The sequence below is a fragment of the Paenibacillus larvae subsp. larvae genome (assembly GCF_002003265.1).
Taxonomy (GTDB): domain Bacteria; phylum Bacillota; class Bacilli; order Paenibacillales; family NBRC-103111; genus Paenibacillus_H; species Paenibacillus_H larvae.
In genome coordinates, this window is record NZ_CP019687.1 from 840299 (window position 1) to 856594 (window position 16296).

At 44.1% G+C, this 16296-nt stretch carries 14 protein-coding genes; all 14 read left to right on the forward strand.

Going from position 1 to position 16296, the window contains the following annotated elements:
- Positions 1 to 20: 20 nt before the first annotated feature.
- The 14 genes from BXP28_RS23890 to BXP28_RS04570 all read left to right on the forward strand — a co-directional run bounded on the left by BXP28_RS23890 (position 21) and on the right by BXP28_RS04570 (position 16277).
- A complete protein-coding gene (locus tag BXP28_RS23890; RefSeq protein ID WP_023484596.1) occupies positions 21 to 986 on the forward strand; it encodes a response regulator in 966 nt (321 codons plus the stop codon).
- A gap of 600 nt (positions 987 to 1586) precedes the next feature.
- On the forward strand, positions 1587 to 2069 hold the full coding sequence (locus BXP28_RS04515) for a low molecular weight protein-tyrosine-phosphatase (protein ID WP_024094161.1): 483 nt from the start codon (positions 1587 to 1589) through the stop codon (positions 2067 to 2069).
- A 163-nt stretch (positions 2070 to 2232) separates the two neighbouring features.
- A complete protein-coding gene (locus BXP28_RS23895; RefSeq protein ID WP_023484598.1) occupies positions 2233 to 2901 on the forward strand; it encodes an ATP-grasp domain-containing protein in 669 nt (222 codons plus the stop codon).
- A gap of 365 nt (positions 2902 to 3266) precedes the next feature.
- The gene (locus BXP28_RS23900; RefSeq protein WP_257125666.1) at positions 3267 to 3467 is read left to right on the forward strand and encodes a hypothetical protein; all 201 of its coding nucleotides are present in this window, start codon (positions 3267 to 3269) and stop codon (positions 3465 to 3467) included.
- Positions 3464 to 4669, forward strand: a complete 1206-nt coding sequence (locus BXP28_RS04525) for an ATP-grasp domain-containing protein (protein WP_023484599.1) — start codon at positions 3464 to 3466, stop codon at positions 4667 to 4669. Before BXP28_RS23900 ends, BXP28_RS04525 begins: the two co-directional genes overlap by 4 nt.
- Before the next feature lie 21 nt (positions 4670 to 4690).
- Positions 4691 to 5686, forward strand: coding sequence for an Ldh family oxidoreductase (locus BXP28_RS04530; RefSeq protein ID WP_023484600.1), 996 nt, complete (start codon positions 4691 to 4693; stop codon positions 5684 to 5686).
- 20 nt (positions 5687 to 5706) lie between these two features.
- Entirely contained in the window at positions 5707 to 6600 is an 894-nt protein-coding gene (locus BXP28_RS04535; protein ID WP_036654131.1) for an isocitrate lyase/phosphoenolpyruvate mutase family protein, read from the forward strand.
- An 86-nt stretch (positions 6601 to 6686) separates the two neighbouring features.
- The gene (locus BXP28_RS04540; RefSeq protein ID WP_023484602.1) at positions 6687 to 8216 is read left to right on the forward strand and encodes a FumA C-terminus/TtdB family hydratase beta subunit; all 1530 of its coding nucleotides are present in this window, start codon (positions 6687 to 6689) and stop codon (positions 8214 to 8216) included.
- A gap of 229 nt (positions 8217 to 8445) precedes the next feature.
- Positions 8446 to 9681 (forward strand): MDR family MFS transporter, encoded by a 1236-nt coding sequence (locus BXP28_RS04545; RefSeq protein WP_024094156.1) that lies wholly within the window; start codon positions 8446 to 8448, stop codon positions 9679 to 9681.
- A gap of 281 nt (positions 9682 to 9962) precedes the next feature.
- Complete coding sequence (locus tag BXP28_RS04550; protein WP_024094155.1) at positions 9963 to 10127, forward strand: GapA-binding peptide SR1P; 165 nt, start codon at positions 9963 to 9965, stop codon at positions 10125 to 10127.
- Complete coding sequence (ppdK, locus tag BXP28_RS04555) at positions 10127 to 12820, forward strand: pyruvate, phosphate dikinase (RefSeq protein ID WP_036656604.1); 2694 nt, start codon at positions 10127 to 10129, stop codon at positions 12818 to 12820. The genes BXP28_RS04550 and ppdK overlap by 1 nt, the downstream gene beginning before the upstream one ends.
- A gap of 92 nt (positions 12821 to 12912) precedes the next feature.
- Positions 12913 to 13542, forward strand: coding sequence for a helix-turn-helix transcriptional regulator (locus tag BXP28_RS04560; protein ID WP_023484605.1), 630 nt, complete (start codon positions 12913 to 12915; stop codon positions 13540 to 13542).
- A gap of 6 nt (positions 13543 to 13548) precedes the next feature.
- Positions 13549 to 14352 carry a pyruvate, water dikinase regulatory protein gene (locus BXP28_RS04565; RefSeq protein ID WP_023484606.1) on the forward strand — a complete coding sequence of 268 codons (804 nt, stop codon included), beginning with the start codon at positions 13549 to 13551 and terminating at the stop codon, positions 14350 to 14352.
- 179 nt (positions 14353 to 14531) lie between these two features.
- On the forward strand, positions 14532 to 16277 hold the full coding sequence (locus tag BXP28_RS04570; protein ID WP_036654135.1) for an ABC transporter ATP-binding protein: 1746 nt from the start codon (positions 14532 to 14534) through the stop codon (positions 16275 to 16277).
- The last annotated feature ends 19 nt before the right edge of the window (positions 16278 to 16296 follow it).

Here is a 16296-nt window from a genome sequence, read left to right on the forward strand (position 1 = left end):
AAAGAAGGAAGGAATTGTACATGAGTCATGAACAAAAGAAGCGGGTCTATACAGTTCTGCTCATTGAAGACGATCCGATGGTACAGGAAGTAAACCGGCAATTTATTGAGCGTGTAGAAGGATTTAGGGTGATAGGAACGGCAGCCACCGGTTCGGAAGGACTACGGCTTGTGCGGGAACTGGAGCCTGATCTTATCTTTCTGGATATTTACATGCCATCTCAGGATGGAACCGAGGCGCTCAGAAAGCTTCGTGCAGAAGCACTGCCCGTCGATGTTATAGTCGTTACAGCAGCGAAGGATGCACCGACAATCCGGCAGATGATACGCAAAGGGATAAGAGACTATATCATTAAGCCGTTTAAATTCGAACGGGTAAGGGATGCTTTGGAGCAGTTCAGAGCCCATCATACTGCCCTAATGGCAGAAGGCACGCTATCACAGGTTGAGCTGGATGAAATTTTGCATAGGACAGGGGAAAGATCGGGTGAATACAGCGAGAGCGGGGCAGAGGGTTTAGCCTGCTGGCCGCAAGATTACTTCCGGCGGGGCAAGTCTTATGATGAGGCAGGCCTTTACTTTGAAGGGCAGGATATCCAAGAAACTGCCGGGAGGAAATCTCAAGATATCTCTTCAGACAGCAGCAGAGATAAAGCTGCGCTTGTGGAGGGAAAGCCCGGTATTAAAACAGCCGGCATTCAATCAGCTATTGCGGAGAATCAGCCTTTAGAGAAGTTCCCGGATCTTAGCAACCTGCCCAAGGGGCTGAATCCTGCTACAATGCGGCAGATTATTTACTTTGTGCGGCAGCAGAAGAAGGCACTGTCGGCGGAGGAAGTAGCGGATGGTGTAGGCATTGCACGGGTGACGGCGCGCAGATACCTTGACTATCTGGAGAAGAGCCGCCAAGTGAGGCTGGTAATTTCTTATGGTGGAATCGGAAGGCCGATTAACCGTTACGAATTTTATCTAAGCAATCGTGAATAAAAAGTCCAAAAAGACCAAAAACACCAAAAGAACCAAAAAAGGCGGCAGAAATAGACTAATAACCCGTAGCATTGAAGACATACGGGTTATTTGGCGTGTTAATGGATAAGATCTGGAGGGATCAAAAAACAGACCGTTCGGCCAGAGTAGACCTTTTTATTATATTGCTCTGCTGTATGGGTTAAATGCGGGTGAAACTCTATCCTTGTCTGCCGGAGAGGGGGAAGAGGGCGCAAATGACCTGGAGCATTTTAGTTTTGTACCTGTTTAGTCTATTTTTAATCCTTATTCCCAAATTGAAATATATGAAAAATTCATAATAGATATTATAAAAAAAATTTTTAGAAGCGGTAAACAGATCAGATTTTATTATTTATGTCAATTACGTCAATAAAGCAGAATCCTTGTCTTTATTTAAAGGCTATAGAAGCAGAGATTAAAATAAATTCAGCTACGATTTCAGAAGATTTTCGTAAAGAGAGATGTGGCAAAGAAGGGTGGTTTTTTTACGGAAAATTGATACAATGGGACGAGAGGAAGGGTCTGTTATCTGTGAAGGAAACAACGGTTTCCAATGTCAGAATGGAAAGGAAGAGAAAGATGGTTCGTGTTCTATTTGTTTGCCTCGGTAATATCTGCCGTTCGCCTATGGCGGAGGCGGTTTTTAAACATCTTGTCAAAGAGGCCGGGCTTGAGAAAGAGATTGAGGTTGATTCCGCAGGAACCGGCGATTGGCATATCGGACATGCTCCGCATGAAGGTACCCGTAAGCTGCTGGACCGACAGGGGATTTCCTATGAAGGGATGAAAGCCAGACAGGTTGCCAAATCTGATTCGGAACAGTTTGATTACATCATCATGATGGATGCCAAAAATGTGAAGGACGTCAGACGGATTACTGGCGATTCGGGTCATCCTAAAATGTTCCGGATGATGGATTTTGCTCTGGACGAAACCGTTCGGGACGTGCCGGACCCTTATTTTACCGGGAATTTTGAAGAAGTTTACGAGATGCTCTTAAAGAGCTGCAAACATCTGTTACAGCAGGTGATCGAGGAGTATCATCTATCTCCAAAACAATAAGCAATCAATTATAAAAAACCCTTGTTTGGTGACTAAAACCAGACAAGGGTTTTCTTAAAAAATTTTACGACAGCCACAACATTGAATAGATATTGTTTATATTTACAAAAAAAGGAATAAATAATATATTTCACAATAATTAATATTAAAAGGAGGTTTTCACATGCAAGGGCATATACTTTTTTTTAACGCTACTTATATAAAGAAAGAGTTAACCCTTCGAACGGCCAAAGATTTGGGACTCACGGTTTCTGTTGTAGGACCAAAGCTGCCTAAATGGTCTAAAAGATATGTTGATTATTTCATTGAAACTAATACATACAATATTGAGCAGACACTTTCTGTGTTAAGAAAATATCACAAGAAACGTCCATTTAATGGTGTTATCACTTTCTGGGATCGTGACGTTGAGCCAGTTGCCCATGTAGCCAATGAATTTAATTTGCCAGCCAGTTCCAAGACAGCAGCGGCACGTGCACGAAACAAGTCACTGATGCGCAAAGCGCTTAAGTTAAGAAATGTCCCACATCCAAAATTCATCCACATCTCTGGTTCTTGGACAGAGTTACAACAGGCAGCTGAAAAAATCGGGTACCCGTTGATATACAAACCTGTCGGCGCTTCCGCCTCCAAAGGTGTATTTAAGGTAGAATCTGCTGACCAACTCCGTCGAACTTGGGAAAAGATGATGAAACATGCAACTCCGGAAAACGATAAAATGTTTACATTCTACTGTGATGAATATCTAGTAGAGGAATTTATATCTGGTAAAGAAGTGAGTGTGGAGGGCGTTGTCGCTAAGGGAAAGATACATATTGTAGGTATTACATAAAAATGGGCGGATTCCATAAATTTTACCGAATACCAGCATGCTTTTCCAGCACGTCTTCCAGAAGCGGTTGTAGAGGATATATATAAAGTAACTCGCAAAGGCATAGAGGCTCTAGAACTAGATAACTGTGGTTTCCATGCGGAACTGATAATTACCGATCACGGCAGTAAAATTATAGAAGTTGCGGGTCGTCTTGGTGGAGACTTTATTACTACTCATCTTATCCCGCTGGCTTACGGTTCTAATATCACACGTGCTAATATTCTGACGGTTTTGGGAGAAGACTTTGACCTGAGGCCTACCAAAAAACGCGGTGCTTGTATCCGTTTCTTGCTGGCTGAAAAGGGGGAACAGTCCGTCAATGGATGGGAACAGAAAACGTGATGAACATTCCGGGTGTCGTTCATTTCGGATTTGATAAACAAGTAGGCGATACGGTCGTGATGCCCCCTGAAAAATTTATGGACTTCCGTCTTTGTTACGTGATAGTAGAAGGTGATGATACCGATGACGCCATTCTAAAAGCGGAACAAGCATTAGCCAATGTGAGGTGTATGATTGAATGAGCCGAAAGAGATTATTCTTTATAGGGATTCCTGAAACTCATGTGAAACGAACATTATCCAGATGTAAAAAATTGGGTTATGAGATTATTCTTGGTGATACCAAAAATAACCTAAAATTACATGCCGACCGGATTGTTGATGCGGACCGGCTAGTTATAACCGATTTTAGGGATGAGAAAAACCTGAGGGATGTGACTTGTTCCTTACAAGAGGAATCTCCCCTTGATGCCATTTTTACATTTAAGGAGTTTGGATTGATCAATACATCCAAACTACTCCATGAATACGGCTTGCGTGGAAATCCAACCGAAGTAATTAATTCATGTAACAATAAATTCACTACTCGTAACTTATTACGGGAAGCAGGTCTTTTGAGCCCGGATTATGAACTTTGTGAAAGTCTTGAAGATGCGAAAAAACTATTGAAACGAATAGAAGGTCCTATTATTATCAAGCCGCACAATCTACAGGGAAGCATAGGAGTCTATAAAGTAGAACAGGAAGAGGATCTGCAAGTTTTGTATGAAAAATGCTTGACGCATTGTAATGAACCGATAGTAATGGCAGAAGAATTTATTGTTGGACAAGAAGTTTCCATTGAAGCCATTGTGTATCGTGGGAAAACAATAATATTTGGTGTAACAGAAAAATTACTATACCCAGGAACATTTGTCGAAGCTGGACATATTTCTCCGTATGCTGGTACCGAAATGAGCCGGGAAGAATATACAAAATTGGTGGAACGGATCGTGGGGGCAATGAAAATCCAGATGGGCCCTCTTCATATTGAAGGGTTCCATACTGAGAAAGGTTTTTACGTTGGGGAAGTTCATACTCGTTATGGTGGAGATAATATTACGACACTGACTGAACTCGCACTTAAGTGTGACATGACTTCTCCGATATTTGCCGAATTGGGTGACATCCCATACAACATTGAATTCGGTCAACCTCAAGAAGTAGCAGCCATTCGTTTCTTATATGTACCGCCAGGCAAAGTGGAGGTCATTGAGATCGGGCAGCTTACCGAAATCATAGGGGTTATGGATTTCGAGATAACATGCAAAATTGGTGATGAGATCGTTCCAATCAGATCAAACTTTGACCGTGTAGGCTGGGTTCTTGTCAAAGGGGCTAATCGTGAGGAGACTCTGGATATTCTGGAAAAAGTATCACAACAGATTCTAATACGAACAGTTTAGTAGTAACTGAAAGGAGACATTATGAGAGAAACTTTCCCTAGAACCAAAACGTATACAATCGAATCCCTTCGCCAAAAAGTTCAAAATCGATTTGAACAAGCAGGACTTTCTGAATACCAGGCCCGTGAAATGAGTGAACAGCTTCTTTATGCGGAGATGCGTGGTATCAGTTCACACGGTCTTGTCCGGATCAAATGGGTAACAGAACAACTTCATAAATACCCCCTTAAGAATGTCCGTTTGCTTTTACAAAACCGGGAGGCCGAACTGTACGATGCTGATGGTGTACTTGGTTATCTAGCTTTAAACGAGGTAGCTGAAAAACAACAACGTTTCGAGGGTCAGACGATCAAATTTATCGGGATTCGCAATACGTACCCTACAGGAGCTTTATCCTATTTTTCTGAGAAGCTGGCAGCGAAAGGATGGATTGTATTAATGAGCAGCACATCCCCCCGCCGTGTAGGTCTTTATGGTGATGATAAAGGACTAGTAGGTACAAATCCTTGGACATTTACGCTTCCTGTCGAGACGAATTACAGTGGACAAGTAGTTGTTGATGTCTCTCTCTCAGAGATTACTCATGGCCAATGTCTAAAAGCTGTAGAGGCGGGACAACCTCTCCCTAACTATGCTGCTTCCCAACCGGGTGGTTTAGCCATCAATCATCCTGACGATTTGTGGAAAGAAGGTAATTGGAATGCTATCTTGCATCCTGTTGGCCGGGATAAAGGCTTCAAACCTTTTGGAGTAATGTGGAGCCTTCATGTAATGGGTTCACGCATGCTCGGGCTTGATGGAGTAGAGTCACATGGTACCTTCATATTGTTGCTATCACCGAGTATGTGGGAGCCTATAATCCCTGCCTACGAAGTTATTAAAGGATTTAATGAAGAAGTCAAGCTTCTTAGTATGTCCAAAGTGGCACATGTACCAGGAGAAGGACGGATGAGCCGCTTGAAAGAACAAAAAGACCAAATCACCGTAACACAAGAAATCGTAAATATGTTTGATTGAATAATGAGGAGGGTGAGGATATGGTAAAGGAAACAAAGGCTAGTCAATTAAGGAAAATGTTGAATGGGACCAAGCTTATTCTGGTAGCTGGTGCACATGATGGTCTCACAGCTAAACTTGCAGAACGCAACGGTTTCCACGCTGTCTGGGCGAGTGGACTGGGTATCTCCGCTATCCAAACCGTACCAGATGCGAGTATATTAACAATGACTGAATTGTTACAGGCAGCAATTGTAATGAACGACGCATGCAACCTTCCAATCATCGCCGACTGTGACTCCGGGTTCGGTAATATTCATAATGTGGTGCGCATGGTAGAGAAATACGAAGGTGCAGGAATTGCTGGCGTGTGTATTGAAGATAAAGTCTATCCGAAAATCAACTCTTTTGATAATGGACAGCAGAAACTGGTTTCAATTGAAGATTTTTGTGCCAAAATTCGTGCTGCTAAAGCAACCCAGAAAGATTCAGATTTCGTATTATTGGCCCGCGTTGAAGCACTGATTGCCGGTCTGGGTCAGGATGAAGCATACAATCGGGCTTGTGCCTATGCGCAAGCAGGAGCAGATGCTATTTTGATTCACTCCAAACAAAAAACGGTAGACGAAATTGCAGAATTTATGAGTCGTTGGAATCTGGATGTACCGATTGTACTGGTGCCGACTAAATACCCTGATATTACATTTAATGAGTTGGAATTCCTGGGGGTACGTATGTCAATCTACGCTAACCAGGTTCTTCGTGGATCCGTTTCAGCTATAGATAGCATTTTAAAACGTATCATGGAAAAAGGATCAACCAGGGATATCGAAGGGGAGATTGCTAGTATTGAAGATATTTTTGAACTTCAGGATATCCCCAAAATGAAGCAGAAAGAATTGAAGTTTCATAAACCGAAAAATGCTACAACTTAAATATTCTATAGTGGACAATATTTGGAATATTATGTATCATAAGCCTCGTACGAAAATATCATCATTTTTAATCGGAGTGTACAATTATGGACCATCGCAAACTAACTGAAAGCATATTGCAATTGATTATCCAGACATCCACAAATCTCACTTCAGATGTTCGTGAAAGTTTGTTTAAAGCAAAATTGGAGGAAGAGATGGGAACGCGTTCCTCTTTAGTACTCTCTACTATCTATCAAAACATGGAGGATGCCCGGCAACACGAACTCCCTGTTTGTCAGGATACCGGAATGATTACTTTTTTCATTCATACACCGGTCGGTATTGACCAGATCGAAATCCGTGAGTGCATCCGGAAAGCTATTGCCCAAGCAACCCGAATAGGAAAATTACGTCCCAATTCTGTTGACAGCATCACGGGATTGAATACCGGAAATAATCTGGGGATAAATACCCCGATTATCCACTTCGAACAATGGAGAAATGATCAAATTGAAATTAAAGTAATCCTTAAAGGTGGAGGTTGCGAAAATAAGAACATTCAGTACTCATTACCAATAGAACTTGAAGGACTAGGTACTGCCGGTCGTGACTTGGATGGTGTACGTAAATGCATCCTGCATGCCATATACCAAGCACAAGGACAGGGTTGTTCCGCAGGATTTATAGGAGTGGGTATTGGCGGGGACCGTACAAGTGGCTACGAGTGTGCCAAGCTTCAATTGATGCGATCTGTTGATGATGCGAATTCAGTAGGGGAATTGGCTAATTTAGAAGACTATATTATGGAAAAAGCGAACCAACTGGATATTGGTATGATGGGTTTTGGCGGTAAAAAGACTTTACTCGGTTGCAAAATCGGTGCCGTAAACCGCATAGCTCCTTCCTTTTTCGTATCCGTTGCGTATAATTGCTGGGCATTTCGACGTCGTGGTGTTCTTATAGATCCGAAAACAGGTAATATAACCAAGTGGCAGTATGGAAAAAAGACTGAAACTCAAACAGGAGGGGGAACCCAGCATTCTTCTTTGGGTGAAGCAATTGTACTCAATACCCCAATATCCAAAGAAGATGTCAGGAAGTTGAAAGTAGGTGACGTGGTTTTGATCAACGGTAAAATGCATACAGGAAGGGACAACCTGCATAAATATCTCATAGATCATGATTCCCCTGTTGATCTAAACGGAGGTATTATCTATCATTGCGGCCCGGTCATGATTAGGGATGCGGATGGCAATTGGAGAGTCCATGCAGCTGGACCTACTACATCTAGCCGTGAAGAACCATATCAAGCAACTATTATTAAGAAATTTGGTATTCGCGCCGTTGTCGGTAAAGGCGGCATGGGCGAAAAAACCCTCCAAGCTTTAAGTGATAATGGCTGTATTTACCTCAACGCTATCGGCGGTGCCGCACAATTCTACGCGAAGACTTTCAAAAAAGTCAACGGTGTTCATTTCCTGGATGAGTTCGGTGTACCGGAAGCAATGTGGCATTTCGAAACGGAAGGATTCATTGCTATCGTCACCATGGATGCCCATGGCAATTCTTTGCATAAAGATATTGAGGAACAATCCAGAAAAAAACTTAGTGATTTTAAAGAACGGGTTTTCTAAATTAGATTTATGAATGAAACTGTTGGCCTGTGACTTTGCTAATTACATTTAGATTAGCAGGTCATGGGCCGATATTTTTTAATAACTATGAATACCTTCTGACTGTTACTAATAGCTGCTTTATTCATATATGACCTATCCAAATAGACGAGCGGTATATCAACAATCATTCCTGCATACGCTTTATCATTCCACGTAATATAAACGAAAGATGGGTGATGATTTCAATATGAAACTGCAGTCCATTCATCCAATTGGACTAAATATAATTATTGGAACTTTTTTTGCCCGGCTTGCTACGTCAATGAGTATTCCTTTTTTATCTATTTATTTAACAGCAACTAAAGGATTTTCTCCGAGCATAGTAGGGGCTATTATTGGCACAAGCGCTCTCATAGGAGTATGTACAAGCTTTATTGGTGGAACTTTATCAGACCGATATGGGCGAAAAATGATAATGATAAGCTCTATCATAGTATGGATGCTCGTATTTATCGGATTTTCATTTGCCAATGATGTATTATCTTTTTTCATATTAAGTGCATTGAACGGGATCTGTCGTTCATTTTTTGAACCAGCGTCAAGAGCACTGTTGTCAGATTTGACAAAGTCAGAAAATCGGCTTTTAATCTTTAATTTACGTTATGCGGCTATTAATGCTGGAGTAGCAGTTGGCCCAATAATTGGTTTGCAGCTAGGAAGTGCCAAATCGACTATACCATTCGTAGTAGCGGCATTTGTATATTTTCTTTACATGACTTCCTTGATTATTCAATTTATAAAATACAAATTAGGGGAGAATAAGGGAAATGTAAAAGAACGAGTGACAATAAAAGATTCTATTCACATTCTCAGGAAAGATAGGGTGTTTCTATCGGCTCTGATTGGTATCATTTTGGGCTATTCTGGTTACTCACATTTTTCTTCTAGTTTATCACAATACTTTGCTAATTCTGATGTCTTTCAGGATGGCGTATCGTTGTTTTCTCATGCACTCGTTCTTAATGCCGTTACGGTTTTAATTATACAATATCCTGTTACACAAATCGGCAAGAAATACTCCGCTGTAGTTTCGATAATGTTTGGAACATTTACAATAAGCTTAAGTTTGATTGGTTTTGGAATCATACATTCTCTTTGGATGGTCTATGCATGCACTATTCTGTTTACAATCGGAGAAGTGCTTATTTTCTCAATGACGGATTTGTTTATAGACCAAATCGCTATTCAAAATTTGAAGGGCACTTATTTTGGTGCAATGGGTTTTTCAAGTTTTGGGGGAGTAATAGGGCCTTGGTTAGGCGGAATTCTTTTCGATTATTACGGATATAACAGTGGTGGGCTTGTATTTATTATATTATCCGGCATATGCGCACTTGGAATTCCCGTTTTAATTTTTGTTAAATTGCTGTTAAATCGTAGGGTGAATCAAAAAGTAACAAATGTTGAAAAAGTTGTGAGATGAATCAATTTCGTAAATGAAAGACTTGTTTTTTAAGCATAAAAAAGGGAAAACTTCTCTATCGCTAAAAGATTGAAATTTCCTCCACTGCTTGGATGACTTTATCAGTCCAGATGTGTAAAAAAGAATGATTAGGGGTTTATAAGAGGTTCTAATAGAACGAATATGATGTTTTTTATTAAATTAACCTCATATATATTGTGTACTAAATAAAAATATGGTATGTATTATATAGAGAGAACGCATTTACTCTCGTACCTAAACCATTTCTTGGAGGCGGGAAGATGAAGGAAGAAAAAGCAACACCGGAGATGGGAATCATTTTGTGCAGCCGTTGCGGCGAAATTATTGACACATTGGATACAGAGAAAGTAAGCGTCTTCTATAGTCTATGTAATGAACCCAGCTGTCTAGAAGCTGCTGATACAAAGGAGGAAGCATTAGCGTGATCAAGAATTCATGGGTCGTTCCATTCGAAGCAGGCCACGCAGGTATGAGACAACTACTGGGTGGTAAAGGTGCCAATTTAGCCGAAATGACCAAGGCGGGGCTTCCTGTTCCGCCTGGTTTTACCGTAACTACAGACGCATGCCGGGCTTTTTACGAGAACGGATCCCAGCTTCCAGGCGGTTTGTTTGAAGAAATTTTGGATCAATTAACAGCTTTGGAACAGGCCAAGCGCCAAACTTTTGGCGGCAGGGACAACCCTTTACTCGTCTCCGTACGGTCCGGTTCCGTCACTTCCATGCCCGGTATGATGGATACCATCTTGAATCTGGGGTTGAATGACGAAACGGTCCAGGGGCTGGCCGAGCAGACGGGAAATCCCCGTTTTGCCTATGATTGCTACCGCCGTCTGATTCAAATGTTCGGAACGGTCGTGTACCAGATGGAAAGTATATCGTTTGAACATCTTCTTGCTGATTTGAAAAAAAGAGAACAAGTTTCCGAGGATCATAAGCTTCAAGCCAGTGCCCTGCTTGAATTAATCGAACAATTTAAAGCGCTGATCGTTCGCAAGACGGGCAAAAGTTTCCCTCAATCCGTTCAAAAACAGCTGTATTTGTCTGTCGAGGCCGTTTTCCGGTCCTGGAATAACCAGCGGGCCCAAGTTTACAGAAAATTATACAGTATCCCTGATGAACAGGGGACAGCGGTCAACATTCAATCCATGGTATTTGGAAATATGGGGATGAACAGCGCCACAGGTGTGTTGTTTACACGTAACTCCTCCACAGGTGCCAAGGAATTATACGGCGAATTTCTGATGAATGCCCAAGGGGAGGATGTGGTTGCCGGAACGAGAACTCCTGCCCCCATATCTGAGCTTGAGACCCTCCAGCCGGACTTGTATCAGAGATTAATGGAAACGGCGAGACAGCTTGAATCCCATTATAGGGATATGCAGGATATCGAATTTACTATTGAAGAAGGAAGATTGTTCGTCCTTCAGACCCGGAACGGAAAACGGACTGCCCAGGCTGCTGTAAAGCTTGCTGTCGATTTGGCGGGTGAAGGGGTCATTAACAAGGAGGAAGCTGTCTGCCGGATCGAAATGGAACACCTGGATCAGCTATTGCATCGGGTGATCGACCCGGAAGCAGAGGTGGATGTACTGGCGAGAGGACTTCCCGCATCCCCGGGGGCAGGATCCGGCCAGGTGGTTTTCGACGCGGATACTGCGGACGCATGGGCCAAGGAAGGCCGTCAGGTCATCCTCGCCAGCACGGAAACAACACCGGAAGACATTCACGGTGTCATTGCAGCCGAAGGCGTGCTGACAACCCGCGGCGGCATGACGAGCCACGCCGCTGTCGTGGCGCGCGGCATGGGCAAGCCGTGCGTATGCGGATGTGAGGCGGCTGTTGTAGACGCCTCTAAGCGTGAGCTTCGCACGGGCGGACGCACCGTGTGCGAAGGGGAGTGGATCACTCTGGACGGTTCGTCCGGACGGGTGATCCTGGGGACTTTGCCGCTCATCGAGCCGGAGATGAGCGAAGAGTTGCGCGATCTGCTGTTGTGGGCGGATGAGATCCGCCAGCTGCAAGTGCTCGCGAATGCGGATACGCCGGAAGACGCGGCCAAGGCCCGCGAATTCGGCGCCCAAGGAGTCGGTCTGTGCAGGACCGAGCACATGTTTATGTCGGCGGAACGGCTGCCTGTCGTCCAGGAGATGATTCTGGCGGACTCTACAGAGGCACGCAGGGCCGCACTGGATAAGCTGTTGCCGATGCAGAGGGATGATTTCACAGGCATCTTTACTGCTATGAACGGATTGCCGGTTACCATCCGGCTGCTGGATCCTCCTTTGCATGAGTTTCTGCCTGATTTGGAGGAACTTCAGGAGGAACTTCGCGAACTTTCCTCCAATGGAGATGAAGCCGGGGTAAGGGGACGGATAACCAGCACGATCCAGAAGGTGAAATCCCTGCATGAGATGAATCCGATGCTGGGACAGAGGGGATGCCGTTTGGGAATCCTGTTCCCTGAAATTTATTCGATGCAGGCTATTGCGATTTTTCAGGCAGCTCTTCTTTGTAAAGAACGGGGAGTTGATGTCCATCCGGAAATCATGATTCCGTTTGTGGGCCATATGAATGAATTAAAACGGCTTCGCATGCTGATCGACCGGGCCGCGGAACAAACATTTGCAAGCAGTACGGCAGAGGCTGTCACTTATAAAGTCGGAACGATGATCGAAGTGCCTCGCGCTGCAATTACCGCTGGGCAAATTGCCAGATATGCCGATTTTTTCTCCTTTGGCACTAATGATTTAACACAAATGACCTTCGGATGCAGTCGGGATGATGCGGAAGGGAAATTCCTTTCTCATTATGTAGATCATGACTTGCTGGAGCACAATCCGTTTCAAGTGCTGGATCAGGAGGGAGTCGGCAAACTGATCGAATGGGCGGTCAGGGAAGGAAGGGCCCAGCATCCGAAGCTTAAGACAGGTATTTGCGGAGAGCACGGGGGAGATAAGTCTTCCATACATTTTTGCCAGCAGATAGGGCTGAACTATGTCAGCTGCTCTCCTTACCGGGTACCGCTCGCGCGTATTGCCGCAGCTCAGGCGGTAGTCATACAGCCAAAGGAGGAAAACTCTCAACCGTTACTTGAAAAAAGCATGGGTTCATTGTAATGTTTTAAGTAGGAGCATTTTGGGCAGCACCAGAAAGAATCAGGTTTCTGATAGTAAGGAGGGATAGGAAAATCGAGCTTACATCCCGGCAATTGGAAATTGTTGAATTAGTTAAACAAAACGCCCCGATTACAGGAGACCAGATTGCGGAAATGCTCGGGCTAAGCAAACCTACGATTCGATCGGATTTGTCCGTCCTCGTTATGCTTGGTTATCTGGATGCTAAACCGAAGGTCGGCTATTTTCCCGGCAAGGCAATGGCACCGGAAGGACAGATGGCGAAGCGGCTGCTCAGCCTGAAAGTGAAGGATATCCAGGGAGTGCCTGTTATTATGCGGGATACCGCTACCGTCCAAGAGGCGGTAGTCACTCTGTTTCTTGAGAATGTAGGGAGCGTCATTGTAGCCGACGAGAACGGAACGCTCCAAGGGGTTATTTCCCGGAAGGATTTGCTCAAAGTAACACTCGGCAATCCAAGTGCCTCTTCCATGCTTATTAGTTTGGTCATGACCCGTCATCCCAACATTGTGACCGCTAATGAAGAGGAGTCCGTCTTGGATGCGGCAAGGAAAATGATCACGCACCAGATAGACAGCCTGCCTGTTCTTAGGGTGACCAGCCAGAATGGAGTCGAACGGCAGGAAGTTGTGGGCCGCGTAACCAAAACCAGCATGACCAATGTGCTGGTCGAATTGGCACAAGGTCTTGAGACAGGAGGATAACGTCTTTTGAGTGATACCGGACATCAGCTTCTATACCTCTGCTCCGATTCGATCGGAGAAACCGCAGAAGCGGTAGCTTTAGCAACAATTCGTCAATTTCGGTCAGATCATATCAGAATCAAACGTTACAGCTATGTTCGGCATGAAGATGAGATTCGCAAGCTTATGGAAGAAGTGGCGGAAAGCCGCGGTTTTGTAGCTTACACCCTTGTTCAGTCTGAGCTGCGGGAAATGATGAAGGCAGAATCCATCCGTTTAACCGTAAGAGCGGTGGATATTATGGGCCCTATGATGAAGGCGTTCATGGACACTTTTGGGGATTTACCCATTCAGAAGCCTGGCCTGCTGCATCAAATGGATGAGGAATATTTCCGGCGGGTGGAGGCCATCGAATTTGCAGTCAAATACGATGACGGTAAAGATACCCGGGGTATGCTTCTGGCTGATATTGTGCTTATTGGCGTATCCCGGACGTCTAAAACACCACTCAGTATTTTTCTGGCCCATAAAGGGGTAAAGGTGGCGAATTTACCCGTTATGCCTGAGGTTAAGCCCCCTCAGGAATTGTTCAAAATTCCAGGAAGCCGGATTATTGGTCTTACTATGGATGCTGAGAACATTCTCAAAATTCGTACAGAAAGACTGAAAACTGTCGGATTGCCTTTTGGTTCCAAATATGCCAGTATGCAGCGTATTCTGGAAGAACTGGAATATGCGGACCGGCTGATGAAATCAATTGGCTGCCCGGTTATTAATGTAACAGACAAAGCCATCGAAGAAACAGCGGGTCTTATTATGGGATATGTATAAGTTTGTATATAAAAGAAAATGACCCTTTTGCCAAACCATCTCTACAGTGACTGCTGTAGTGATGGTTTTTGTGCCCCTATACAGGAAGGAATGATTCCTGACAAGGATGCGAAATGTTTTTTGCCTGGAATACGAAAATGTATGGGTTGTGATGTCTTGTTTGCGAGAGGATGAATAACTTGAAAGACTGGAGTGTGTTTTACGGTTTTGTTAAGCCCTATTTAAAAAAAATAGCACTGACTCTGTTAATTGGCATCATAAAGTTTGGAATTCCCCTCACTTTGCCGATGATTTTAAAATACCTGGTTGATCACCTTTTGCTGAATTATCAGCTTTCCACCGGCGAAAAAATGACTCAACTATCGATGGTACTGGGCATTTCTTTCTTCGTCTTTGTAATTGTAAGGGGACCTGTCGAGTATTATCGCCAGTATTTTGCCCAGTGGATTACGAGCCGTATTCTGTATGATATCCGCAACCGGCTGTATGAACATATTCAAAAGCTCTCCATCCGCTATTACCAAAACAGAAAAGTAGGAGAACTGATCTCCCGCTTTATCAATGATGTGGAACAGACAAAGAATCTTGTAGAAGTCGGGATGATGAATGTCTGGCTGGACCTGTTTACTTTAAGCATAGCCCTTATTTTGATGACCACCCTTGATCCTGTTCTGACTCTGGTTGCCATCAGCATCTTCCCTTTGTACGGGATTGCCGTCAAGATCTTATACCGGCGGCTTAAAAAGCTGACGAAAGACCGTTCGCAAGCTTTGGCAGAAATTCAGGGATATCTTCATGAACGGATTCAGGGACTTCCGGTTATTCGCAGTTTTACTTTGGAAAAGTACGAACAAAAACAGTTTGGTAAGCGCAATCAGCATTTTCTTGACAAAGCCATGGCCCAAACAAAATGGAATGCGGTCACGTTTGCCGTTATCAATGTCCTCACAGATATTGCTCCTTTGCTTGTGATCGGGTATGGAGGGTATATGGTGATTCAAGGGAATTTGACAATAGGCTCCTTTGTGGCATTCTTTGGTTATTTGGACCGCTTGTATAATCCGCTTCGCCGATTGATTAATTCCTCTACTGTGCTGACCCAGGCATCTGCTTCACTGGAACGTGTTGTCGAGTTCATGAAAGAGCCTTACGATATCCGGGACAAGCCTGAAGCCCGGCAGCTGCCTGAAGGAAACGGGGAGATCTTGTTTGATCACGTGTGGTTCCGCTATAACAAAGAGGATGATTGGGTCTTGAAAGATATTCACCTGCACATCAAGCCTGGACAGACTGTGGCTCTGGTAGGAATGAGCGGAGGAGGAAAGTCTTCTCTGATCGGCCTGATCCCCCGTTTTTTTGATATCGAAAAAGGGCGTATTGAAGTAAACGGTATGGATATCCGGGATGTTACCCAGATCAGTTTGCGTGAAGAAATCGGGATGGTACAGCAGGAAAATTTTCTGTTCAGCGGTACGGTCAGGGAAAACATTTTGCTGGGAAATCCGAACGCTACGGAAGAAGAAATGATAGCAGCTGCCGTTTCGGCAAATGCCCACGGCTTTATTACCCAGCTTCCAGATGGTTATGACACGGAAATCGGCGAGAGAGGTATCAAATTGTCCGGAGGGCAGAAACAGCGTGTAGCTATTGCCCGCGTTTTCCTGAAAAACCCGCAGGTCCTCATTCTGGACGAAGCCACTTCCGCTTTGGATTTAGAGTCTGAGCATCTGATCCAGCAGTCCCTGCAGGAATTGGCGCATAATCGTACAACACTCATCGTGGCACACCGTTTATCTACTATCACACATGCAGACCAAATTGTTGTCATGGAAAACGGGGAGATTGTAGAGCAAGGGACGCACATGGAACTGCTGGAACAGGAAGGCAGCTATGCAAGGCTGTTCAATGTGCAGACGCTTGTTTAAATTTGCTTCTGGTTGCCTA

Coding starts and splice junctions, on each gene's coding strand:
- BXP28_RS23890 (WP_023484596.1), top strand. CDS start 21: ATGAGTCATGAACAAAAGAAGCGGGTCTATACAGTTCTGCTCATTGAA.
- BXP28_RS04515 (WP_024094161.1), top strand. CDS start 1,587: ATGGTTCGTGTTCTATTTGTTTGCCTCGGTAATATCTGCCGTTCGCCT.
- BXP28_RS23895 (WP_023484598.1), top strand. CDS start 2,233: ATGCAAGGGCATATACTTTTTTTTAACGCTACTTATATAAAGAAAGAG.
- BXP28_RS23900 (WP_257125666.1), top strand. CDS start 3,267: ATGGGAACAGAAAACGTGATGAACATTCCGGGTGTCGTTCATTTCGGA.
- BXP28_RS04525 (WP_023484599.1), top strand. CDS start 3,464: ATGAGCCGAAAGAGATTATTCTTTATAGGGATTCCTGAAACTCATGTG.
- BXP28_RS04530 (WP_023484600.1), top strand. CDS start 4,691: ATGAGAGAAACTTTCCCTAGAACCAAAACGTATACAATCGAATCCCTT.
- BXP28_RS04535 (WP_036654131.1), top strand. CDS start 5,707: ATGGTAAAGGAAACAAAGGCTAGTCAATTAAGGAAAATGTTGAATGGG.
- BXP28_RS04540 (WP_023484602.1), top strand. CDS start 6,687: ATGGACCATCGCAAACTAACTGAAAGCATATTGCAATTGATTATCCAG.
- BXP28_RS04545 (WP_024094156.1), top strand. CDS start 8,446: ATGAAACTGCAGTCCATTCATCCAATTGGACTAAATATAATTATTGGA.
- BXP28_RS04550 (WP_024094155.1), top strand. CDS start 9,963: ATGAAGGAAGAAAAAGCAACACCGGAGATGGGAATCATTTTGTGCAGC.